The sequence below is a fragment of the Psychrobacter immobilis genome (assembly GCF_904846065.1).
In the GTDB taxonomy this organism is placed as follows: Bacteria; Pseudomonadota; Gammaproteobacteria; order Pseudomonadales; family Moraxellaceae; genus Psychrobacter; species Psychrobacter immobilis_H.
The window spans coordinates 424,234-446,946 of sequence record NZ_CAJGZV010000001.1 but is presented as its reverse complement, the minus strand read 5'-3'; the positions used below and the strand labels follow the sequence as shown (position 1 = coordinate 446,946).

General features: G+C 44.0%; 20 protein-coding genes. 12 read left to right on the top strand and 8 right to left on the bottom strand.

All coding sequences use genetic code 11. From position 1 onward, the window contains the following. Positions 1 to 2: 2 nt before the first annotated feature. Positions 3 to 1,463 (bottom strand): McrB family protein, encoded by a 1,461-nt coding sequence (locus JMW64_RS01945; RefSeq protein ID WP_201552592.1) that lies wholly within the window; start codon positions 1,461 to 1,463, stop codon positions 3 to 5. 346 nt (positions 1,464 to 1,809) lie between these two features. Here JMW64_RS01945 and JMW64_RS01940 point away from each other — a divergent pair, with 346 nt between their 5' ends. Both JMW64_RS01940 and JMW64_RS01935 read left to right on the top strand, forming a co-directional pair. After that, positions 1,810 to 2,511 carry a DUF4442 domain-containing protein gene (locus tag JMW64_RS01940; RefSeq protein WP_198329573.1) on the top strand — a complete coding sequence of 234 codons (702 nt, stop codon included), beginning with the start codon at positions 1,810 to 1,812 and terminating at the stop codon, positions 2,509 to 2,511. Positions 2,512 to 2,629: 118 nt separating this feature from the next. Then, positions 2,630 to 3,118 carry a RidA family protein gene (locus tag JMW64_RS01935; RefSeq protein ID WP_201552591.1) on the top strand — a complete coding sequence of 163 codons (489 nt, stop codon included), beginning with the start codon at positions 2,630 to 2,632 and terminating at the stop codon, positions 3,116 to 3,118. A 176-nt stretch (positions 3,119 to 3,294) separates the two neighbouring features. On the opposite strand, the gene gspE is transcribed toward JMW64_RS01935, so the two are convergent. Next, positions 3,295 to 4,848: a type II secretion system ATPase GspE gene (gspE, locus tag JMW64_RS01930; RefSeq protein WP_201552590.1), complete on the bottom strand. Its 1,554-nt coding sequence runs from the start codon at positions 4,846 to 4,848 to the stop codon at positions 3,295 to 3,297. A gap of 161 nt (positions 4,849 to 5,009) precedes the next feature. On the opposite strand from gspE, the gene JMW64_RS01925 reads away from it, so the two are divergent. Together JMW64_RS01925 and JMW64_RS01920 are read left to right on the top strand one after the other, a co-directional pair. Further along, complete coding sequence (locus tag JMW64_RS01925) at positions 5,010 to 5,834, top strand: thiazole synthase (protein ID WP_087814573.1); 825 nt, start codon at positions 5,010 to 5,012, stop codon at positions 5,832 to 5,834. A gap of 113 nt (positions 5,835 to 5,947) precedes the next feature. Then, on the top strand, positions 5,948 to 7,387 hold the full coding sequence (locus tag JMW64_RS01920) for a WS/DGAT/MGAT family O-acyltransferase (RefSeq protein WP_109591211.1): 1,440 nt from the start codon (positions 5,948 to 5,950) through the stop codon (positions 7,385 to 7,387). Positions 7,388 to 7,440: 53 nt separating this feature from the next. Here the strand turns inward: JMW64_RS01920 and JMW64_RS01915 are convergent, their stop codons facing one another. Next, complete coding sequence (locus JMW64_RS01915; protein ID WP_045452546.1) at positions 7,441 to 8,268, bottom strand: inositol monophosphatase family protein; 828 nt, start codon at positions 8,266 to 8,268, stop codon at positions 7,441 to 7,443. A 346-nt stretch (positions 8,269 to 8,614) separates the two neighbouring features. Continuing rightward, a complete protein-coding gene (dxs, locus tag JMW64_RS01910; protein ID WP_201552589.1) occupies positions 8,615 to 10,672 on the bottom strand; it encodes a 1-deoxy-D-xylulose-5-phosphate synthase in 2,058 nt (685 codons plus the stop codon). A gap of 554 nt (positions 10,673 to 11,226) precedes the next feature. On the opposite strand from dxs, the gene ribA reads away from it, so the two are divergent. From ribA to JMW64_RS01895, 3 genes are all read left to right on the top strand, one after another. After that, on the top strand, positions 11,227 to 11,898 hold the full coding sequence (gene ribA, locus JMW64_RS01905) for a GTP cyclohydrolase II (RefSeq protein WP_045452548.1): 672 nt from the start codon (positions 11,227 to 11,229) through the stop codon (positions 11,896 to 11,898). A gap of 30 nt (positions 11,899 to 11,928) precedes the next feature. Next, positions 11,929 to 12,924, top strand: a complete 996-nt coding sequence (gene hemF, locus JMW64_RS01900) for an oxygen-dependent coproporphyrinogen oxidase (RefSeq protein ID WP_201552588.1) — start codon at positions 11,929 to 11,931, stop codon at positions 12,922 to 12,924. A 411-nt stretch (positions 12,925 to 13,335) separates the two neighbouring features. Beyond that, positions 13,336 to 13,806 (top strand): c-type cytochrome, encoded by a 471-nt coding sequence (locus tag JMW64_RS01895; protein ID WP_045443409.1) that lies wholly within the window; start codon positions 13,336 to 13,338, stop codon positions 13,804 to 13,806. A gap of 112 nt (positions 13,807 to 13,918) precedes the next feature. On the opposite strand, the gene JMW64_RS01890 is transcribed toward JMW64_RS01895, so the two are convergent. The 3 genes from JMW64_RS01890 to JMW64_RS01880 form a co-directional block, all read right to left on the bottom strand. Further along, the gene (locus tag JMW64_RS01890; protein WP_109591203.1) at positions 13,919 to 14,905 is read right to left on the bottom strand and encodes a mechanosensitive ion channel family protein; all 987 of its coding nucleotides are present in this window, start codon (positions 14,903 to 14,905) and stop codon (positions 13,919 to 13,921) included. A gap of 115 nt (positions 14,906 to 15,020) precedes the next feature. Beyond that, positions 15,021 to 15,602, bottom strand: coding sequence for a lactoylglutathione lyase (gloA, locus tag JMW64_RS01885; protein ID WP_109591201.1), 582 nt, complete (start codon positions 15,600 to 15,602; stop codon positions 15,021 to 15,023). 152 nt (positions 15,603 to 15,754) lie between these two features. Next, positions 15,755 to 16,393: a carbonic anhydrase gene (locus JMW64_RS01880; protein ID WP_045443399.1), complete on the bottom strand. Its 639-nt coding sequence runs from the start codon at positions 16,391 to 16,393 to the stop codon at positions 15,755 to 15,757. Positions 16,394 to 16,885: 492 nt separating this feature from the next. Between JMW64_RS01880 and potA the strand changes: the two genes are divergently transcribed. The 5 genes from potA (at position 16,886) to JMW64_RS01855 (ending at position 22,169) form a co-directional block, all read left to right on the top strand. Further along, entirely contained in the window at positions 16,886 to 18,148 is a 1,263-nt protein-coding gene (gene potA / locus JMW64_RS01875) for a spermidine/putrescine ABC transporter ATP-binding protein PotA (RefSeq protein ID WP_201552581.1), read from the top strand. Beyond that, positions 18,148 to 19,026 (top strand): spermidine/putrescine ABC transporter permease PotB, encoded by an 879-nt coding sequence (gene potB, locus JMW64_RS01870; RefSeq protein WP_201552579.1) that lies wholly within the window; start codon positions 18,148 to 18,150, stop codon positions 19,024 to 19,026. Before potA ends, potB begins: the two co-directional genes overlap by 1 nt. Then, positions 19,026 to 19,856, top strand: a complete 831-nt coding sequence (gene potC, locus JMW64_RS01865) for a spermidine/putrescine ABC transporter permease PotC (protein WP_201552577.1) — start codon at positions 19,026 to 19,028, stop codon at positions 19,854 to 19,856. The genes potB and potC overlap by 1 nt, the downstream gene beginning before the upstream one ends. Positions 19,857 to 19,964: 108 nt before the next feature. Continuing rightward, positions 19,965 to 20,855 carry a LysR family transcriptional regulator gene (locus JMW64_RS01860; protein WP_045452563.1) on the top strand — a complete coding sequence of 297 codons (891 nt, stop codon included), beginning with the start codon at positions 19,965 to 19,967 and terminating at the stop codon, positions 20,853 to 20,855. 321 nt (positions 20,856 to 21,176) lie between these two features. Beyond that, positions 21,177 to 22,169, top strand: coding sequence for a tetratricopeptide repeat protein (locus JMW64_RS01855; protein WP_201552575.1), 993 nt, complete (start codon positions 21,177 to 21,179; stop codon positions 22,167 to 22,169). A 127-nt stretch (positions 22,170 to 22,296) separates the two neighbouring features. Here the strand turns inward: JMW64_RS01855 and JMW64_RS01850 are convergent, their stop codons facing one another. Beyond that, positions 22,297 to 22,668: a CrcB family protein gene (locus JMW64_RS01850; protein WP_109591191.1), complete on the bottom strand. Its 372-nt coding sequence runs from the start codon at positions 22,666 to 22,668 to the stop codon at positions 22,297 to 22,299. Positions 22,669 to 22,713: the final 45 nt, after the last annotated feature.

Sequence of the window (22,713 nt, the reverse complement as noted above, 5' to 3'; positions counted from 1 at the left end):
CCTTATGGATATAAACGTTGATAGACAGAGGGTTTGGCAAATTCACCTATCCCCGCAATGAGGTCGGCATTTATCTTATAGCCAGCTGTGCTCATAGACTGACCGAAAAATGCATTTTGACCAGTAAACAGCGGATTTTGACTACTAGCATTCACTTGGTCATTCACACTGTTATTGATCGATGCGTGGCTATCATGAATAAACCGCGCTCGCAGTGGCTGCTGCTCGTCTCTAAAGATATATTGCAAAGTACCCTCTTGCCCACCCGTCGCTTGCATTAACTGCGGAATAATTTGTTCAACCAACACCGCTTGCAATTGTCCAAGATCCGTCACTGACCATAAAAAAGCATGACCCAATTGCGCCTCCATTCCCAATGTTTGCGTGATGCGATTGTTCAAACCAGCTAAGAGCTTTGCCAAATCTACCATCGCCGCTGGACTGTCAGTTTCTGAGTTTTGGGGTACATGAATAATGGGTAATAATTCTGGTTGCGGTGGACATTCGATAAAACGAAAGCGCCGACGTAATGCCATATCAAGTGGTGCTAACGAGTGATCTTGGGTGTTCATCGTGGCATAAATATCGATATTGGCAGGGATGCTAAAAGCCCGTCCAGAATAGGCCAAATGAACGGTCATCGCGTTTGCCATGCCAGCCCGTTTGTCTGGCTCAATTAGACTGAGTAACTCGCCAAATACTCGTGACACGTTGGCGCGATTGATCTCATCAATTAAGATGGCATAACGCTGCTCTGGATCATTTGCTGCCCTTTGACACAGTTTTAAGAATGCACCATCCTGAATGGCGTAATTCATTTGAGATGAGCTATTCATTGTATGATTAGACGCTGCCATGACAGGACGAATGCCTTCGACAAACTCTTCATAGCCATAGGCTTGATGGAAGCTGACCATGGTAAAACGCTGCTGGCTAAAACCTTGATTTGGGTTATCTTGGCTTTGGTTGACACTGTTATCACGCTGCGCTTGCTGAAATTCGGCAAGTTGCTGCGATAGCTCTGTTAATAACTCAAAGCTTTCTGGCAGCAAATACCACGCACCACCCTCATCTTTATCAAAATAGGCTTGGCTGGCACGGTTTTTATAAGTCACAGTTTTTGAATTGGTAGGGCTATGCATTTGAAGGACAGACCAAGCCGTATTGCTTAAGTTTTTTTCGCGTGCATTCTGCGCCGCTTTCGCGACAAAGAACGCATGATTGACGATTTCAGGCACTTTTACCAGGTCTTGGTGTTTAGATTGGAAATCCAAAAGTACCAAGCATACGATTTCACGCCAGCTAAGCTCTTGCAATAGCTGCCCCAACAAATCTGCCTCATCGGCTCTCGGCAGATAGTCGGTATATCGCTTAGCAATTTGTAACAGTCGATAGGTTTTCCCCGTACCAGTAACGCCTGTATAAATGATATTGGTCGGCACATGAATTGACGTGTCAGGCATAGCTTCATCCAGCATAGAAAAAGGAAATAAGAAAAATAATCAATAAGATACACTAAAATGTCATCATTATAGCGTGGCTGTCTTTATGGCATCCAGCAGCACTGTTTATGAAAGCATCTGAGTGATACGATAGTGCTTTGAGCGATAGCATTCCTAGCATCTAGAGTATCATGACGTTAGCCCTATTTTATAAGCGCAGCAGTTCATGCTAATAATAGTAGGCAGACGGCGGTTAATGTACCATAGTGAGCATGGCAGCTTGCACAATAGGCATCCTATCAGCTGCTATGATGAAATATGTAACACTCAAAGCATCATTTAATCTATCTACATTAAGGAATTTTGTATGTCAGGATTATTAAAAAAACTCCCTAGCAAGCTAACCAATAAATTGCCAGCCAAAACCTCTGACAGCACAAGATCGCCCGTCGAAAAACCCAACAGCACGCTCAAGCCCATCAGCAATCAATTTACCAAACTGTTATCTATCACCAAATACTTACCTGCCAGCGCACGTTCGAGCATCTTATCCAAAGCCTTTGGTAAAGTGGTGCCATATGTGGGCACAACGGGCGTCTATTATGAAACGGTCGAACCCAACCAAGTCGTCGTGAGCTTAAACAACACCAAAGCGGTGCAAAATCATATTGGCTCTATTCATGCGGTCGCCATTACCTTACTTGCCGAAACAGCAACCGGTTTTATTCTGGGTTTAAACCTACCCTCTGACCGCGTACTATTGATTAAATCGTACTCGGTTAATTTTTATCGCCCGATTAAAAAAGGTCAAATTGCAGCAGTGGCATCTTTATCGGATGAGCAGCGCTTAGATATCCTAAATACACCAAAAGGCGAAATGGTAATTCCGTGCGTCATTCATGACCGTGAATCTGACAGTGATCGTGACCCTATCGTGGTTGAGATGACATGGGCTTGGATACCTAAGTCTGAGTTAGAAGCGCGCCGTCAGGGCAAGACCAGCGACAAGCCGCTAGAAGCTGACACTGAATCTAAAACAGAAGTCGAAGCTGAGCAAAACGACCAATAACTGGTTAAGCATAAGTAAGACATAATGTGTCATCTAGTGTGATGAGACATTATGTTTGTTAAACTTGTATAGTGCATTTAAAAAAATTGTGAAAAAAACGTATAATAAGGAGACAGCGATGTCCAAGATTACCCATAAATTGACTGCCCATTTAACTAAGGCGTTGCTCGTGGGCGCGTGCTCACTAGGCCTTACCATGACAGCAAATGCGGCGCCAATGGCAAATACCGCAAGTGTGACTAAATCTAGCCCTGTGTTTCTTGGTGATGGCGGTAATTATCCTTTTTCAGAAGCAGTACGGGTGGGCGATACGCTATACATGTCTGGACAAATTGGTTTTAAAGATGGCAAATTGGTCAAAGGTGGTGTCAAAGCCGAAGCCAAGCAAGCATTGGATAATATCAATGAAACCTTGTTAAAATATGGCTATCAAAAATCAGACATCGTCAAATGTATGGCTATGCTGACAGACATGGATGACTTTGACGATTTTAATAAAGTCTATAAAGCGGAATTGGCCAAACCTTATCCGGTACGTTCAGCCTTTGGCGTCGCTGAATTGGCTGCTGGTGCCAGCGTTGAAGTTGAATGCATCGCTGCAAAATAATAGCGATGTCACACGTTAAATTATTAAAAGCACTGAAGTATTCAAAACACTAAAGTATTCAAAGCAGTAAAGAATGACCATCAAATAACTGGCTACCATAGCCAGTTATCTTTTATCTGCTATACAAACCCTTTGGCTGAGGTACGTTGAACAATCACCAACACACCTTAAATATTTTATACAAGTATCGTGTCATCAGCTAAGGCACTCTCTTTCGTCACTCGTAGCACTTCCTCTAACGTCGTACGACCTGCAATGACTTTATGCAACCCATCCGCACGAATCGACGCTGTCTGCTGACGTGCGTACTCCTCTAGCTCATACTCGGCGGTATTACTATGAATCATACGGCGCAAGGTATCATCAACGGGCACCACTTCGTATATCGCCGTCCGTCCTTTAAATCCTGATTGATTGCATTTATCACAGCCAACTGGTTTGGGTAAATTGATAGGTTTACTTGTCAAAACTTTAGCGCCATTCTCTGAGACTGGCACAATACCAATTTCAGTAAATAACTTAGCCTGTTCGCTATCAGCCACTTGCCAGCCATGACAATGTGTACATAATGTACGCACCAAGCGCTGGGCGACGACACCAATCAGTGATGACGATAATAAAAATGGCTCAACACCCATATCTTGCAGACGCGTGACGGCACCAATGGCGGTGTTGGTGTGTAAAGTTGATAAAACCAAATGTCCAGTAAGCGACGCTTGTACGGCAATCTCTGCCGTTTCTAAATCGCGAATCTCACCAACCATCACCACGTCTGGATCTTGGCGTAACATTGCACGTAAACTTTTGGCAAAAGTCATATCGACTTTATTATTAACCTGCGTTTGCCCAATGCCATCGAGCTGAAACTCAATCGGATCTTCAGCGGTCAAGATATTACGGGTTTGGTCATTGAGATCGGTCAATGCTGAATATAACGTCGTGGTTTTCCCTGAACCTGTCGGCCCTGTCACCAAAATAATGCCGTGTGGGCGATGAATCAAGCGCTTGAGCTCGCTATAATCGTTATCAGACAGCCCTAAATACGTCATATTCAGGCGACCTGCTTGCTTATCTAATAGACGCATGACCACGCGTTCACCAAAACTCGATGGCAATGTCGATACCCGCACATCAACCTCACGCCCTGCCAGCCGTAAGCTGATACGTCCATCTTGTGGCACGCGTTTTTCGGCAATATCGAGCTTGGCCATGACCTTAATACGCGATACCAATAATGGCGCTAATTGGCGTTTTGGCGTAATAATTTCTTTTAATTCACCGTCAACGCGAAAGCGAACGACCAAGCGTTTTTCAAAGGTTTCAATATGGATATCTGAGGCGTTTAAACGTATCGCTTCGGACAACAACGCATTGATGAGACGAATGATAGGTGCATCATCTTGTTGATCCATCAAATCTTCAGTTTCAGGGACACTGTCTGCCAAACTATCGAGATCAGGATGGTCTTCGAGCCCAGCGGCAATATGTTGCGACTCACCAGTATTGCCTGCATAAGCGGCGTTCATGCGCTTTTCAAAGTCATCGGCGCTGATGCTTTCATAAGTGGGCACACCGCGTACACCTTGCTGCTGTAAAAATCGCACTGCCTCATTAATCGCTGATAATGGCGTGGCTTTGGTCAGCACCAAAGTCGCTGGCAGCTCAGGATCAATGGCAAGTATGGCCAAAATTTGATGGCGTTTCGCAAAACTGTACGGCAGTTGCATCATAAAAGCGACCTGATAGATAAAGATAAACTCAGAAAGAAACTCGTGTCAAAGCGTGGCAAACGTATTATGCTTAACTGGCTAAACCAAAAAAGACTGCAAGTAAGATTGCATGATTTTGTTATAATAGCATTTTGTTTTACTCGCCATTAGGATTTTCAGTTATGTCAGAGAACACAAGCACTGCTACTCATCCGACGCCCCTTTTACAAGACACTTTTACGGTCGGGAGTCGTACTTTTTCTTCTCGTCTGTTGGTCGGTACGGGCAAGTATAAAGATATGACTGAAACGGGCGCCGCCATTGGCGCGTCGGCAGCAGAGATTGTCACCGTTGCTATTCGTCGTACTAATATTGGACAAAACAGCAATGAGCCCAATCTACTTGATGTGATTTCCCCCGATAAATACACCATCTTACCCAACACTGCTGGTTGTTTCGATGCCGAGACTGCCATTCGTACCTGTAAGCTTGCTCGCGAGCTGTTAGGCGGGCATAATCTGGTTAAGCTTGAAGTATTGGGCGATGAAAAAACCCTCTATCCGAATGTGATGGAAACGCTAAAAGCTGCCAAAGTATTGATTGATGATGGCTTTGAGGTGATGGTTTATACCTCAGACGACCCTATCGTCGCTCAAGAATTAGAAAGTATGGGCTGTGTGGCAATTATGCCACTTGGTAGCTTGATTGGTTCAGGTCTTGGTTTGCTGAATCGTCACACCCTCAGCCTTATTATCGAAAATGCCAAAGTACCGGTATTGGTCGATGCAGGCGTTGGCACGGCCTCTGATGCAGCGCTGGCTATGGAGCTTGGCTGTGATGGCGTCCTGATGAATTCGGCGATTGCCAATGCGCAAAACCCAGTCATGATGGCCCATGCCATGAAGCATGCCATCTGGGCAGGGCGCGCGGCGTTCTTGGCGGGTCGTATGCCAATGCGTAAAATGGCGACTGCCAGCTCACCGCAAACAGGATACTTTTTTCAATAGCTTTTAAATTTAATGACCATTATTAAATTGATAGTATTTAATAAAAAGTCAGCTATAAAATAATAATAAAAGAAGTAACTTTTACTCAACTTATCGTCATAAAAGGATTTATTATGCGGCTTCTCACAGCAGTCGACCAGTTGTTTTTACTTCTTGAGTCGCGTAAACAGCCCATGCATGTTGGAGGTCTATTCCTATTCGAATTGCCAGAGAATGCGGGTAGCGGCTTTGTTTGCCAATTGGTCAAACAGATGCAAGATTCTGATGTGTCGCCTACCTTTCCTTTTAACCAAGTGCTTGAGCATTTGGCTTTTTGGAAAAAGGACAAGCATTTTGATGTTGAGCATCACTTGCATCATGTTGCCTTACCAAAGCCTGCACGGGTTCGCGAGTTGTTGATGTATGTTTCAAGAGAACATGGTCGGCTGTTGGATCGTGCCATGCCATTGTGGGAATGTCATGTGATTGAGGGTATTCAACCAGAAAACGAAGGCGACCCTGAGCGTTTTGCCCTATACTTCAAAATTCACCATTCATTGGTTGATGGCATTGCTGCCATGCGCCTTGTCAAAAAATCATTATCGCAATCGCCCACTGAGCCAGTAACGCTACCGATTTGGTCATTAATGGCACGCCATCGCAATCAAGTCGATGCGATTTTACCCAAAGAGCGCTCCGCATTACGCATCATTAAAGAGCAAATATCTACTATTAAACCTGTATTTACCGAACTGCTGGATAATTTGAAAAATTATGGTGATGACAGTTATGTCGGTACTTTTGATGCGCCGATGAGTGTGCTCAATAAACGCATCTCAGCATCACGGCGTATAGCCGCGCAGTCTTATGATATTCAGCGTTTTAACGATATTGCTGAGCGACTAAATATCAGTAAAAATGATGTGGTACTAGCGGTATGTGCGGGTGCTATTCGTCGTTATCTCATCTCCATGGATGCGCTGCCTAGCAAGCCACTCATTGCTTTTGTACCGATGTCGCTGCGTACAGATGACAGTGTGGCAGGCAATCAATTATCCTTTGTACTGGCCAATTTGGGCACGCATTTAGATGATCCCTTGAGCCGAATCAAACTGATTCATCGCAGTATGAATAACGGCAAACGCCGCTTTCGACGCATGAATCAAGCCCAAGTGATTAACTACAGCGTGATTGCCTATGCTTGGGAAGGTATCAACTTAGCGACCAGTCTATTTCCCAAAAAGCAGGCGTTTAACCTGATTATCTCTAATGTGCCTGGTTCTGAAAAACCACTATATTGGAATGGTGCACGTTTGCAATCGTTGTACCCTGCGTCTATTGTCTTCAATGGTCAAGCAATGAATATCACCCTTGCTAGTTATCTAGATAAGATTGAATTTGGGATTACGGCTTGTAGTAAAGCACTGCCGCATGTACAAGAAATGCTGACGCTTATTGAAGAAGAGTTGCAACTGTTGGAAACTACCAGTAAAGCGCTTAAGTTCCAAGGCATTACGGTTGAAGATAAAAGTAGCTATAAAGTTAATGGTAAAACAAAAAAGCTGGCTCCATAATGGAACCAGCTTTTTTGTTTTAATTTGTCTTAATAATTACGCTTAAGTGGTGCTTAAAATGCGTCACCCCACGTTGGAACAACCACTTGCATCAATGGCTTCAATAACTTAATGTTACAGGCGAAAATAGAGCCTGAAGTCATTGAGTTGTGTGCGCCTGTATGGTCAACCACCACGCCACGTGCTTCGGTCACGATAAGCTCACCTGCCGCGATATCCCAAGGCTTAATTGACATCTCAAAATAGCCATCAAAACGACCGGCAGCGACATAACATAAATCAAGCGCAGCTGAGCCTAGACGACGAACTTGACCGCCTGCTTCAGAGATCTTTTGCAAGCTTTCAAAATGCTGCTTGGCATAAGAGATGACTTCGCCATTGCGTTTACGCTCAAGCGGATGACCAGTGGTAAATAGACCACCATCAATCGTTTTGCGCTCGCTCACTTGCATGCGGCGATTGTTCAAGCGCGCGCCTTTACCACGGCTAGCAGAGAACATCTCATCACGGACAGGATCATAGATCACGCCATGTTGGGTTACGCCTTTATGCTGTACGGCGATAGACACACAAAACTGCGGCACACCATGGACGAAGTTTTTGGTGCCATCTAGCGGATCAATAATCCAGCACCAGTCTGCATCTTCACCGCGACCTTCTTGCATACCAAACTCTTCACCCAAGTACGAGTGATTTGGATAGCTGGCTTTTAGGGTTTCAATCGTCAGCTCTTCGCTAAAGCGATCAATACGCGTAACCAATCCATCAAGCCCTTTTGACTCAATATCCAATTCAATTTTATGGCGGTTTTGATGCGCATATAAAATCTCTTTACCAACTTTTTCAGCAGTACGTGCTGCGATGACGACCATGGGTTCCATAAATAACCTATTTGCTTGATGAATGAATGTCAAAAATAAGACGAGCTCTGTGCCCACAACATGCCAATCAGCCGCTGCATCACACTGTATTTATACGATTAAAAAAATGCGCCATTTAAAAGCGATGATCGCATTATACTAAAATTGTTCGATAAAAAACGAAAAAAACCATGACGTTCGCCAAACCAACCCAAATTTTGGTGGTCATCACAAACTGCGTAAGTTGTAAAAAAGTCAGCACCTACGACTAAGTAGGCGTTCGCTCTATCGATCGAGCTTTTATCTATTTAACCAATACTCTGTCCAAATGACAGCTAAAAATCTTAAAAATGTTCAAAGGTATAACTTACAACAGCAACTTTTCAAGCTGCCTTACCACACCATTAACATCTAAACCACAATCAGCCATTTGCTCTGCTTGTGAGCCATGGGCGACAAAGCGATCTGGAATGCCGATATTAATAACGGCAGGACGGTTATCTTTAAAGGCTGGTGATTCGTTAAGCAAATACTCATTTACTGCACTGCCCGCGCCGCCCATAATCATGTGCTCTTCCAAAGTCGCAATGTGTGTAATACCTTGCTCTAACAACTTTTCTAATAATGCCGTGTCTAAAGGTTTTACCCAGCGCATATTAATGACATGTACCTGACAATCTGATTCTATATCATTGTCAATTAAGCTTTCTGCCGCTTGCTGAGCCGTCGCAACCATGGTACCAAATACGAGTAGCGCCAGCTTTTTAGGCGCATCCTCACTACCTAATACCGACTCTATCACTGCCTCGCCAACGTTATAAGTCTGTGCTGGCGATGCGATAACTGCGCCAGTACCGACACCACGCGGATAGCGTACTGCCGTGCAGCCTTGATATTCATAGCACGTATTGAGCAAATGGTAGCATTCGTTTTCGTCTTTTGGCGCGGCGATCAGCATATTGGGCACGCAGCGTAAAAAGGCAAAATCGAATACGCCTGCATGCGTTGCACCGTCTTCACCGACTAAACCTGCTCGGTCAATAGCAAACATCACATCAAGGTTTTGCAAAGCCACATCATGAATCAGCTGATCATAACCACGTTGCAAAAACGTCGAATAAATCGCCACAATCGGTTTGACGCCTTGGGTTGCCATACCAGCAGCCAGTGTGACTGCGTGTTGCTCAGCGATGGCTACATCAAAAAACCGCTCCGGAAATTGACGGGCAAAATCAATCATCCCCGAGCCTTCTTCCATAGCAGGTGTGACGGCAAGCAGCTTATCGTCTGCGGTTGCTTTGTCACATAAGAATTGCCCAAACACTTGCGAGTATTTTAACGCAGGTTTGGTGTTGGACAGTGATTTTTCTGTGGCGACAGCCTGAGTATCATTCTTGACTTCGACAGGAAGCTTGCTGATAGCATGATAGCCGACGGGATCTAACTCAGCTGGGGCAAAACCTTTGCCTTTGGTGGTATAAATATGGACTAAAACAGGCCCTTTTATCTGCTTGGCAAGTGACAATACCCGCAGTAGCTCAGGGATATTGTGACCATCAAACGGACCAAAGTAGGTAAAACCAATCGCTTTAAATAAATTGTCTTCTAACTGCGGCACATCACGCATCTCTTTGTGACGCTTACGGCGATCAAAGCCTTGCATATCAGGGCGTTGGCATAGTACTGGCTCGCCTGCATCAGAGATATCAACCTGATATCCTGACTCCCACAGCATCGCTAAATGCCGTGAAAAACCACCGATAGAACAAGAGATCGACATGTCATTGTCATTTAAAATGACCAATAAATCCGCATCTTGTTGCACCGCATCATTCATCGCTTCAAACGCCATACCACCGGTCATTGCACCATCACCAATGATACAAGCTACTGTTTGCGCGCGACCTTGATAACGCAGTGCTAAGCTCATGCCTAGACCAGCTGAGATTGACGTCGATGAATGACCAACGCCAAAGGTATCGTAAACGGATTCTGCACGCTCAGGAAAAGCAGTCAAACCATCTTTTGAGCGAATCGTCGCCAACTGATCACGGCGACCCGTCAATACTTTATGAGCATAGGCTTGATGACCCACGTCCCAAACGATTTGATCTTGCGGCGTATCTAATAGGTAATGCAGCGCAATGGTCAATTCAACCACGCCCAAATTGGCACCAAAATGCCCACCGCTTTGACCTGCTGAATACAATAGAAATAGCCGCAGCTCATCAGCCAAGGTGATAAGTTGAGCAGTTGTCAGAGTATTAAGATCAGCTGGCGCTGCAATGCTATCCAGCAAAGGCGTATCAGGACGGACGCGTGGAATCACAGTATAAGTCTGCTGTAAATTCGACAGCTGGGCAGCAGAATCGACAGCTGGCATAGATACGGACTGAGACTGTGGGGAATGAGGTGACTGCTGCATAAACCGTACGATACCTACCAATCTGCTGACAAGACAGCCTCTTAGTGCATAATGCTACCTAAGTGACGTCAATAATATCTACACCATTACTGGTGTAATCGACCATATAACTGTTCATACATTTATTCAGGCAGCCTTTATGTCTTTATATCAACATATAGAAGCTGCGCCGAATAGCACATACGCTGCCGTAATAGACAGCGATGGAGCTTTGCTGTGGCGCTTTCATAACAAGGGATAATATTATGCCTTATTATTCTGCATCAATATCGGATGTTAGTGACGACATAGTAATGTAAGGGCAAAGACTTGTCACTGTATCCGTCAAAATAGTATGGCATAATAGCATTTATTTTTAATTGTCGCTTTAATCATCGTGCGTCGTTTGTGAACTTTGTGTGTTTTTATAATAAAGACAATCAGCATGCACTCTTTACGAATGAATTATACTGGCATTATCCTACTTTCATCATGCAGCTAGGATATCATCGCTGTTTTAATATGGTTAAAAAAGACCCTCTACCGCCACGCTTATCGGCTTATGCAGGACATTAATGTCATATCAATTTATTACCAGTGCCAAACTACCTACTCGTCATGGCGAGTTTGATATTCATATTTTTGAAAACGACGAAGGTCAAGAGCATGTGATGCTGACTGTTGGTTTGCCTGTCGTCGATCAACATACGGCGGACAACTCACCGAGTCAGACGGACGCCACGCGAGCAGAAAAAACCATTCCATTGATTCGTATTCATTCAGAATGCTTGACAGGTGATGCTTTTAGCTCATTAAAATGTGACTGTGGACCGCAGCTCAACACGGCGATGCAAGCAATACAAGAGACTGGCTGCGGGGCGATATTATATTTGCGCCAAGAAGGTCGTGGTATTGGTCTGACCAATAAGATTCGCGCTTACGCCCTGCAAGACCAAGGTCATGATACTTTAGATGCCAACCTCATGTTGGGCTTACCTGCGGATGCGCGCATTTATGATATGTGCGGCCCGATGCTCGCTCATATCGGTGTTGACGCCGTCAGACTCATCACCAACAATCCAGACAAAGTGGCTTATCTAACTGAGCACGGTATTAATGTCGTGGAACGCGTGCCTTTATTGGTTGGGGTGAATGATATGAATGCTGAATATTTAGCGACCAAGCGCGACCGCATGGGCCATTTATTAGATAAAGATTTCAATACCGCGTTACATCTTAATAAGTAGACATCAATACACTAAATAAATAGATATTTTATGAGTATTTCAAATACAGATAATAAGACAGAGCTATCAGCGACAGACTTAACAGTGCCAGCCAATAACGACATCATGCGTGTGCGTGAATTTTTGGTCGATTTGCAGGCTCGTATCTGTCAAGCCTTAGAAGCGCAAGAACGCGATGGTGGCGGCAATGCAACCTTTGTCCCTGATGACTGGGAACGTCCTGAAGGCGGCGGCGGTCGCTCGTGTGTCCTAGCAGATGGTGAGGTGATTGAAAAAGCGGGTGTGATGTTCAGTCATATTCACGTGCATAACTTGCCTGCTTCAGCCACTGCACGCCATCCCCATATCGCTGGTCGTAAAGCTCAAGCCATGGGTGTCTCATTGGTTGTCCATCCCAAAAACCCGAACGTCCCAACCAGCCATGCCAATGTGCGTTTGTTCGTTGCTGAAGCTGAGGGCGAAGAGCCTATTTGGTGGTTTGGTGGTGGTTTTGATTTGACGCCGTTTTATCCCGTACTCGCTGATTGCGTGCATTGGCATCAAGTCTGTCATGATCTGTGCGCGCCTTTTGGTGACAGCGTCTACCCTGATTTCAAGCAATGGTGTGATGAGTATTTTCACCTACGTCATCGTGATGAGCAACGCGGTATCGGCGGCTTGTTTTATGATGATGTCAATACAGAAAGTCGTGGCTGGGACTTTGAAACCTGTTTTAATTTTATGAAGGCGGTCGGCAACGGTTATCTTGACGGTATCATGCCCATCTTTGAGCAGCGTAAAGATACCCCTTATACCGAGGCACAGCGCGAATTTCAACTTTATCGCCGTGGTCGCTATGTTGAGTACAACCTTGTTTATGACCGCGGCACGCTATTTGGACTACAAAGCAATGGCCGTATTGAGTCTATCTTAGTCAGTATGCCGCCGCTTGCCAGCTGGCATTATCGCTTTGAGCCGACTGAAGGCTCGCCTGAGTTTGCATTGACCGATTTTTATCTAAAACCACGCGATTGGTTGACTCTATAGTTTGTGTGAATATAATAAAGGCTAAGGTATTTGTTAGCTTGTCTTTAGAGAGTATCAAGAAGGTCAGCTATCCACGCTGACCTTTTTATATGAGCGCAAATTTATATGAGCGCAAATTTATATGGGCGCAAATTTATATGAACGATAATCACTGACTCAAAAATTACGATGATATAACAACTAAATTTACGTCCACTGCACAGATAACCGTTACAATGAAAACTATTGTTGGAAAAATCCTTTAGAAGCGAATGCGTTTCCAAAAGATGATGAGGTAATTTTTATAACAATACGCTTTATTTAAAAGCAGTATTTAAAAGAAGCCTTTAAGTGCAGATACTTAAAAACAGTATGTAAAGCCAGCGTTTATAAGCGCGCCTACTACTAACCAATTTTACAGGAGTAATTCACATGGCACAGGTTCATACCAACCAATCATTAAAATCTATCTTTGGCATCACATTGATGGCAGCCGCCCTAGGTCTAACAGCGTGTAGCACTGCCACTGACCCTGATGTAAAAGCCCGCCAAGATAGCATGAAAAGCTATGGTGATGCGATGGGTGTCATGGGTGATATGATGAAAGCACCTGACACCTTTGATGCCGCCGTATTCAAAGAGCAAGCCGCATTTTTAGCAGAAGACGCTGCTACGCCTTGGAGTCATTTTGAAAATAAAGAAGCCGTTGGCAATGCGACTGATGCCGTTTGGTCAAATGCCGATGGTTTTCGCGCAGAAGCAGAGAACTTTCAAAAAGTCACTGCTGAGCTGAACGCTGCTGCACAAACAGCCACTAGCATCGACGATGTCAAACCAGCCTTTGGTGAAGTCGGCGCTAGCTGTAAATCATGTCATACCGATTTTAAAGTCAAAACTGACTAAATTGTCATAAATTGATATCGTAAAAAAATCCGCCATGTCATTTGATATGGCGGATTTTTATTTCGAAAATATTGTGTAAAAGGTAGTTCTTTAAAATAACGCGCTAAACAAATTACTCTGCTACAGCTTTATTAACATCGTTATTAACATCGATCGCCTTTTGCTCATGCAATTTATTCATAATCGATGTCACTGATGGATCACTCAAATCTATCGTGCGTATCGGGAATGGAATGTTGACGTCTGCTGCATCGAGTGCGCTCTTAATCTCTACGATCACTTGATGAATCGAGGTCACTTTGTTGGCTTGAGTGCCATCTTCGATAAACCAACGTACCATCAAATCAATCGTTGAATCACCAAAACCCGTAGCAATCACACTTGGCTGCGCTTTCTTCGATACGCTTTCGACTTTATCTAACGCCTGTAGAATCTCAGCTTTTGCTGCTTCGATATCATCTTCATAGCCAATACCAACAGCCACTTGCAAACGGCGCTGCTTATAGGCGGTATTGACAGTCAATGCTGAGGTATACAAATCAGAGTTGGGAATAACCACTTGCCGACCGTCATACGTCTTGATAGTCGTGGCGCGTATTTTAATATCCTCAACCGTCCCTTCATAGTCGCCTGAGACAATCTGATCACCGATGCGAAACGGCTCTGAGATCAGCAGCAAAATACCAGAGAGCAAGTTTTGAAAAATATCTTTAAAGGCAAAACCAATAGCGACGGAACCAATACCGAGTGCACCAATCAGCTTGGCAGGCGTAAATCCTGGTACGGCAATCACCATAGCAATCATAAAACCGATAAAGATGATGAGTGCGCCGCCTACTCGCTGAAACACTTTAACCAAATTCTGATGCCGACTGCGACTGCCTAAAAGTTTGTATACCACTTTTTTGAAGACAATCGATAGAAACCAAAAAATCAGAATAACAATAATTGATGCGACAAAATAGGGAATGCGTTCAACAAAGCCAACCACTATCTCATTTGCTGAATCAATGATGCTTTGATATGTCAGCACATCTGTTGTCACTGGTTCAGGCGCTATATTGGTATTTACTGTCGTTTCTGCCTCAGAGGTAGGCATCTAGACGTCACTCCTTTGGTTGGTTGGCTTTATGCTTCCATTCACTCGATTAATTGATTGTTTGACTGGGGCATGTCCTAGATTAACTGACGTATTGACATACCAGCCTGTCAAGCTAGCCCATTAAATTTGCTTGTACAATTTCAATCCAGTAGCCATCAACATCTTTGATAAAGGCAATGTTTTTCATACTGCCATCTTCTGGACGTTTTTTGAATTCGACATTATTTTTATCAAACCAAGCAACCGCTTCATCGAGACTAGGTACGCTAAAGCAGATATGCCCAAAACCTTGTGGCTCACCATTACCATCATGATAACTGAAGTCAGCTTTCGTTTCGGTACCATAATTATGGGTCAATTCTAAAATGCCGCGTTGACGGAAGGCAAAGATTTCCAAATCATCACCCGCGGGCAAATTGTCGCGCTCGCTTTCGGTTAACTTGGCTAAAAAGTACAAATCAAAACCCATATCAGGGAATTTTTTTACCGCCAGCAAAGTCATACCAAGGACACCGGTATAAAACGCCAACGACTTGGCAGGATCTTTGACACGTAGCATGGTGTGATTAAAAGTAAAACCTGTCGTCTGTACTGAGATAGGCTGCACACCATCGGTATTGACGCTGCTCGTTGGCTGGGCGATAAGTGATTCGTTATTATTATCAGTGGCTGAGCCAGTATTTGCTGTAGACATAGTCATCCTAATATTGACAAAATAGAGAGTTTAAAAGCAAGCGCGTGAATACTTTTTACGCGCTTGACCCTTTTATCATAATAAAAAATCGCGAAAGCATTGAGTGGGTTTTGTAAGAGCGCACACTTGGTGCTACCCATTTAACCGATTAATTAGCTGTCTAAGAAACGTACTTTTCCTGTCTCCAAATCATACTCTGCACCCACGACCAGCAATTGACCGCTATTGGTTAAATCCTCTAATGCCCGCGAGCCGTGTTTGAGCTGGCTAACTGACATACGGACGTTAGCGCGGATAGAGCGATCGACCAACTCGTCGGCATCGACATCTTGACCATTAGCAGTGGCCAGCTCATGCAAATTATAAACGCTTGGGCGAATGCGATCGACAATCGACTGCAAGTTGGGCGAATAGTTTTTCTCAGGATTGATCAGTGTCTCAACACAAGCCGTGACAGCGCCACAATGTGAGTGCCCAAGCACGACCACCAATTTTGTACCGAACTTTTCGGCCGCAAACTCAATCGAGCCAATCTGTGAAGGCGCGACGACATTACCAGCGACTCGAATAACGAACAAATCACCCAGACCTTGATCAAATACAATCTCAACTGGTACTCGTGCATCCGAGCAACCCAAAATAATGGCCAAGGGATCTTGATCTTTAACCAATTCAGGTCGTCTTTGCATTGTTGGATCAGTAGTGGTCAAACTATCTATGTAGCGCATATTGCCTTCTTTTAAAAGCGCAAGAGCTTCTTGACCGGTTTTCGGGCGTGTATCGTTAGGCATAAGACATCCTTTATCATTAATAATATTAGCGTTGTAAACAGCTTTACACACATGTATTCAAACATAGATTTGCGAATGGCTACTAACCTATCAGGCGCATTGTGTTTGTCTGCCATACCGTGATTGTATAGGAATAAAAACCAAAAAATGATAAAAAATTTTGTTTAAATATCGTCATAGAATGGCAGTTATTGCCAATCATACAGAATTATAAAGTTGGAAGTGAAACTGAAAAACAGAAATGCATTAGCCAAAACCGAGCATCAAACAGACAACACCGAACTATCAAGCATCAACAGCCATTGACAGCTTAATCGTGTTGCTCGCAGAACTTATAACGAACTTGCACTGATTTATATCAAGGGTTTGTTATAATACGCGGCGACCAAATCGGGTTTACACCCATCGCTTATATCCATATCAAATCACCTTGACCACAGTGTCCTAAATAAATAGCTGTACTGCGATGTCGGACACGTAGGAATAAATATTATGACCAATTCACCGCCAAATATGCACAGAGCCTCTGCATCAGCTCAAGATGACAAAGTACTACTGCAACTGACTGGTCTAAAAAAAACCTATGATCAAACTGAAGTATTAAAAGACATCAATCTTGATATCAAGCACGGTGAATTTTTGACGCTACTTGGTCCATCAGGCTGCGGTAAAACAACCTTACTGCGCCTAATCGCTGGTTTTGAGCAGCCAAATGCTGGGGCAATTTATCTAGACGGCGTACAGATGGCTGGCTTGCCAGCGGATAAACGTCCCGTGAACACAGTATTTCAACAGTACGCCTTGTTTCCACATATGAGTGTCGCGCAAAACGTTGCTTACGGGCTTAAGCTCAAAAAAGTACCGAAAGATGAGATTCAAACCCGCGTGCGCGAGATGCTCGCCATGGTACAGCTGGAGCATTTAGCCAATCGCAGGCCACAAGACTTGTCTGGTGGTCAGCAGCAGCGTGTCGCCATTGCACGGGCGGTCATCAATCGTCCTAAATTGCTGCTACTTGATGAGCCACTATCTGCGCTCGATCATAAGCTGCGTTTACAAATGCAATCTGAGCTTAAACGGCTGCAACGAGAGCTTGGCATCACTTTTGTCTTTGTCACCCACGATCAAGAGGAAGCGCTATCGATGTCGGATCGTATCGCCGTGATGAAAGATGGCACTTTTCAGCAAATCGGCACGCCTATTGAGATTTATGAAACGCCCGCGAATTTATTTACCGCCAAGTTTATCGGTGAGACCAATTTGTTTAAAGCGGAAGTCAGAGGCGTTTATCCTAACCAACCAGATCGCGACGGTCGCGTGACCAATGGCCGTATCGAAGTCGAAGTTTGTGAAGCACAAGCGCAAGATGGTCCGACCACCTTACGCAATTTACGCCGTCCTGATTTTGCTAACGACGTACAAGTGGGCGATATCGTTAATTTATTGTTACGTCCTGAAGATTTGCGAATTTATGACCCCAATGATAAAGAACATGGTGGCTTACTCGGGCGAGTGATTGAAAGCAACTATAAAGGTAGCACCTTAGATTCGATTATTGAATTAGCAAACGGTCACATTATTAAGGCTTCTGAATTCTTTGATGAGGACGATCCAAGCTTTGATTACAAGTTATATGAAGGTGTCAAAGTATCATGGGTCGATGGCTGGGAGTGGGTACTACCAGAAGACGGTACGCTTGATGATGAAGCCAATCATCAAGCTGCCAGTTTAGCTACTCAAAAGGATATTAGCTGATGGCAGGTCATAGCTTAGGCAGCAAAAGTCCTTTTCGTACCGTAACGCTCTGGCTGATTTGGGGTTGGTTATTGATATTTGCGCTATTGCCAAATATCTTAGTCATCGCTGTCAGTTTTTTGACCCGCGATAGCAGTGCTTTTATTAGCTTGCCTGTCAGCATCGACAGCTATATACGCATGATTGATCCGCTATATTTTGGCGTATTTATTCATTCGTTATGGATGGCAGGCATCACAACCATCATCTGCTTGTTACTTGGCTACCCTTTTGCTTGGCTGATAGCCAAAGCCAAAACCCGTTGGCAGCCGCTACTCATGATGCTGTTAATCCTACCATTTTGGACCAACTCGCTTGTGCGTACTTATGCACTCAAGTTACTGTTTGCCAATAATGGTTTGATTAATAAATCGCTGCTGGCAATCGGTATCATCGATACTCCTATCGATATTTTATACACGCAAGTGGCGGTGATTGCTGGTTTGACGTACTTATTGTTCCCATTTATGGTGTTGCCGTTATACGCAGTATTTACCGATTTGCGCAATGACATGCTACTCGCTTCACAGGATTTGGGCGCATCAAAGACCCAGACTTTTTGGCATATCATATTGCCATTGACGATGCCTGGCATTATCTCAGGGGTATTATTGGTGCTGCTGCCTGCAATGGGTATGTTTTATGTGGCAGATATTTTGGGTGGTTCACGCAATTTATTGGTCGGCAATATCATCAAAAACCAATTCTTGGATGCGCGTGACTGGCCATTTGGCGCAGCTGCCAGCGTGTTATTAACACTAGCAATGGCGGTACTATTACTCGCCTACCGTGCCAGTAGTCGCCGCATTGGCAAGACCAACTTTAATGAGGTGGCCTAATGTCTGATAGTTCACTGAATCATCAACTGAATAGCTCGGCAACTAAAAAAAGATCGTCTATTAAGATTGGCAGCATCGCGGCTAAAGGCTATCTTAGCCTCATTTATACCATGCTGTATTTGCCAATTATCGTCTTAGTCGTCATGTCCTTTAATAAGTCAAAAGTCGGCTATAACTGGGGCGGCTTTAGCTTAAAGTGGTATGAGTCGCTGTTGAATAACCAAGCGATGCTCGATTCTTTTTGGCATTCTATTGTATTAGGATTGGTCGCAGCCACCGTCTCAACTTTGATAGGAACGCTAACTGCTCTCGCGCTACATCGGTATAACTTTCGCGGTAAAGGCTTATTAAATGGGTTGTTATTTGTATTAATGATGTCGCCTGAAATTGTACTCGCTATTTCATTATTGGCATTATTCTTATTAATAGGGTTGCAATTAGGGTTCGTCTCGCTGTTACTCGCGCACATTACTTTTTGCTTACCGTTTGTAGTCATCACGGTGTTTGCACGATTGAGCAGTCTGGATGAACGCTTGATGGAAGCCGCACGCGACTTGGGTGCTAGTGAATCAACGATGGTGCGTACCGTGCTCATTCCTGTCATTCTGCCCGCAGTGATGGCAGGTTGGTTGCTCGCCTTTACCTTATCGCTTGATGATGTAGTGGTTTCTACCTTTGTCACGGGGCCCAGTTATGAGATTTTACCGCTACGAATTTATTCGATGGTACGGGTAGGACTCAAACCAGAGGTCAATGCCATTGGGACTATTTTATTGGTTGCCTCGCTGATATTGGTCATTATTTCGCAGCTATTATTGCGTCGACGCTAATTTATCGCTGCTCATTTAATATTGCTGATTAAAAATCGGACTTTGAATGAAAATCAGCGCTATATCGATTATAATGAATTTTTCTCACTTTAGCGGTTAGGTTGTCTTATGTTAGAGCTTCGTCATCTCAATACCTTAACCGCGCTACGAGCGCATGGCTCATTGGCGGCGGCTGCCGATGAATTGCACGTCACAGCGTCTGCGGTCTCGCATCAGCTAAAAGAGCTGGAAAATTATTACGATATCAGCTTGGTCAATCGCCGAACACGCCCGCTGACTTTTACGCCAGCTGGCAAGACGGTATTGGCATTGGCAGATAGCATCATGCCGCAGGTCACTCGTACCAAATCCAACCTTAAACGCTTAGCTCACGGTCAAGCGGGTAGATTACGGCTAGCCTCTGAATGTCACAGTTGCTTCGATTGGCTAATGCCGATACTCAATCATTACCGCCGCGAATGGTCTGATGTAGAGCTAGATTTTGCGACTGGTTTTGAGCCAGAGCCGCACCACTTATTGATGGAAGGTGATATTGATTTACTCATTACCACCAGCGATTTACCGATAGACGGTATCAGCTATCAGCCGTTATTTGAGTATGAAAGTCGCTTGGTGCTATCACCAACGCATGATTTGGCGGCGCAGAAATTTATTGAGCCAGATGACTTAACCAATGAAACCCTGATTGCGTATCCAGTGGAAGCCAAGCGTCTCGATATTATTGCCAACTTTATGACCCCTGCGCAAGTAAGCTTTGATAGTATTCGCACTACAGAGTTGACGGCGATGCTGATTCAATTGGTTGCTAGTGAACGCGGTGTGGCGGCGTTACCTGATTGGGTGGTTGCTGAATATGAGAAAAAAGGCTGGGTCGTCTCGCGTCCATTGGGTACGGGTGTGCATTGTCAGCTATATGCAGCGACGCGCACATCAAGCCAAGATACCGCTTATATGCAAGGTTTTGCGAATTTATTAGAAGGTATTGTGAAGCCGGTGTAGTATTTCACTATCTACTAAATTATTCCAGTTAAGAAATATCATCCGCTCTCTTACGCTATGACGAGCGTTATGGTAAATAACGGTACCCTAGTGAGGACTTGAAGGTTCGGCTGTGTGCTAATGATAATAAGAGTTTGAATTATGGAAATAATTCCAGTGTACTTCGTAGTGTACATAACAGGCATTGAACATATTCCAATAATGGGTCTTATATTAAATGAAAATTAGCACAAAAAAGCCACCGAGCCGACAGCTCTAAAATATACCTGCTAACATGTTATTAACTTTACAACCTTCCAACTTTATAAATAGAGACTTGCCATGTCACTGCTGAAAAACTCAGTCATATACAAGCTAGTAATTTTTATAGTATCAGTATTTTTTTCTATATTAGCCACTGCCTCACCATTATCAGATGCTGAAATATTAGCCTTCGCATCAGCGACCATACCGGCTGAAGGTTCAACGATATTTAATCCTGTGAAACCTGTAACGTACCCAAAAACAGATGCAGATATAGCTCAAGATCGAGCAGATATAGCTCGGGCTGAGGCAGATATAGCCCAAGCGCAAGCAAATACAGCTAATGAAGACGAAATACATTTAGCTCAATATCAAGCAGATTTAGCTCAAGATCAAGCAAGTTTAGCTCAAGAGCTAGCTACATCTATGAAATTTAAAAATATTAGCAATCCACTGGAAGTACTAGCAGAGCAAGGTGATGCTAAGGCTCAGTATCTTGTTGGAGCAGAGTATTTCGGTGGTTTTGGTAGTGTCAAGGATTCTAAAAAGGCGTTTGAGTGGTGGCAGAAGTCAGCCAGTCAAGGAAATATTGATGCTCAATCTGATCTTGGAGGAATGTATTTTCATGGCGATGGAACCACTAAGAATTATAAAAGGGGGATTGAATGGTGGGAGAAAGCAGCTAATCAAGGAAATGTTAAAGCTCAACATAATCTTGGTGTGACATATCACAAAGGTTATGGTACTTATGGCGCAGGTAAGGATTATAAAAAGGCACTTGAATGGTATCAAAAAGCAGCTAATCAAGGGGCAGCCAGCTCACAAAATAATCTTGGTTTTATGTATTTCGAGGGTCTTGGCGTCCGTCAAGATTATAAAAAGGCATTTAAGTGGTATCAAAAAGCAGCTAATCAAGGAAATTTTGATGGGCAAAACAACCTTGGTCGGATGTACTTCAAAGGCTATGGGGTTCGCCAAAACAAGGCTAAAGCTAAAGAAATATTTGGTAAGACCTGTGATGGTGGAAATCAAGCTGGATGTGATAACTATCGACTACTGAACCAAGAATAGAGTTCTGGGTATACCCCAACGGAACCACCTAATTAGGCTGATTAATCAATTAATAGACCACTTAAAACAGACTGGTATAATGGAACCACTTATATTAGACCATTATGCGAATGGCATCTATCAAAGCTTATAAAACCAGCTTAAAGAAGTAAAATCCGATAGCGGTTGCTAGTAACGTCAGTCCCACATGTAGCCCAACCAATCCCAAACCTGCTAGTAGTTTACCAGCATTGATAAAGGTAAAAACTTCTGCACTAAAAGTACTAAAAGTGGTCAATCCGCCCAAAAAACCGGTAATCACAAATAGTCGGACATTGGGCGATAAACTGCTGCCCACGCGCTCAAACCACACCAGTGCCAACCCTATTAATAGTCCACCCAATACATTAGCACCAAGCGTCCCAAGGGGTATCCAGTGGTGCAGCGGATTAAAGCGAGCCAACCATGCCCGCAGGCAAGCCCCAATGGCAGCCCCTAGTCCAATAGCAAGCCACTGCATAGTTCATCCTTAGGTTTAATAAAGGTTAACGGAGATAGTATTAGT

Bases quoted from the DNA above. Each gene is read 5' to 3' on its own strand.
- JMW64_RS01945 (WP_201552592.1), bottom strand. From the start codon at position 1,463: ATGCCTGACACGTCAATTCATGTGCCGACCAATATCATTTATACAGGC.
- JMW64_RS01940 (WP_198329573.1), top strand. From the start codon at position 1,810: ATGTCAGGATTATTAAAAAAACTCCCTAGCAAGCTAACCAATAAATTG.
- JMW64_RS01935 (WP_201552591.1), top strand. From the start codon at position 2,630: ATGTCCAAGATTACCCATAAATTGACTGCCCATTTAACTAAGGCGTTG.
- gspE (WP_201552590.1), bottom strand. From the start codon at position 4,848: ATGATGCAACTGCCGTACAGTTTTGCGAAACGCCATCAAATTTTGGCC.
- JMW64_RS01925 (WP_087814573.1), top strand. From the start codon at position 5,010: ATGTCAGAGAACACAAGCACTGCTACTCATCCGACGCCCCTTTTACAA.
- JMW64_RS01920 (WP_109591211.1), top strand. From the start codon at position 5,948: ATGCGGCTTCTCACAGCAGTCGACCAGTTGTTTTTACTTCTTGAGTCG.
- JMW64_RS01915 (WP_045452546.1), bottom strand. From the start codon at position 8,268: ATGGAACCCATGGTCGTCATCGCAGCACGTACTGCTGAAAAAGTTGGT.
- dxs (WP_201552589.1), bottom strand. From the start codon at position 10,672: ATGCAGCAGTCACCTCATTCCCCACAGTCTCAGTCCGTATCTATGCCA.
- ribA (WP_045452548.1), top strand. From the start codon at position 11,227: ATGTCATATCAATTTATTACCAGTGCCAAACTACCTACTCGTCATGGC.
- hemF (WP_201552588.1), top strand. From the start codon at position 11,929: ATGAGTATTTCAAATACAGATAATAAGACAGAGCTATCAGCGACAGAC.
- JMW64_RS01895 (WP_045443409.1), top strand. From the start codon at position 13,336: ATGGCACAGGTTCATACCAACCAATCATTAAAATCTATCTTTGGCATC.
- JMW64_RS01890 (WP_109591203.1), bottom strand. From the start codon at position 14,905: ATGCCTACCTCTGAGGCAGAAACGACAGTAAATACCAATATAGCGCCT.
- gloA (WP_109591201.1), bottom strand. From the start codon at position 15,602: ATGTCTACAGCAAATACTGGCTCAGCCACTGATAATAATAACGAATCA.
- JMW64_RS01880 (WP_045443399.1), bottom strand. From the start codon at position 16,393: ATGCCTAACGATACACGCCCGAAAACCGGTCAAGAAGCTCTTGCGCTT.
- potA (WP_201552581.1), top strand. From the start codon at position 16,886: ATGACCAATTCACCGCCAAATATGCACAGAGCCTCTGCATCAGCTCAA.
- potB (WP_201552579.1), top strand. From the start codon at position 18,148: ATGGCAGGTCATAGCTTAGGCAGCAAAAGTCCTTTTCGTACCGTAACG.
- potC (WP_201552577.1), top strand. From the start codon at position 19,026: ATGTCTGATAGTTCACTGAATCATCAACTGAATAGCTCGGCAACTAAA.
- JMW64_RS01860 (WP_045452563.1), top strand. From the start codon at position 19,965: ATGTTAGAGCTTCGTCATCTCAATACCTTAACCGCGCTACGAGCGCAT.
- JMW64_RS01855 (WP_201552575.1), top strand. From the start codon at position 21,177: ATGTCACTGCTGAAAAACTCAGTCATATACAAGCTAGTAATTTTTATA.
- JMW64_RS01850 (WP_109591191.1), bottom strand. From the start codon at position 22,668: ATGCAGTGGCTTGCTATTGGACTAGGGGCTGCCATTGGGGCTTGCCTG.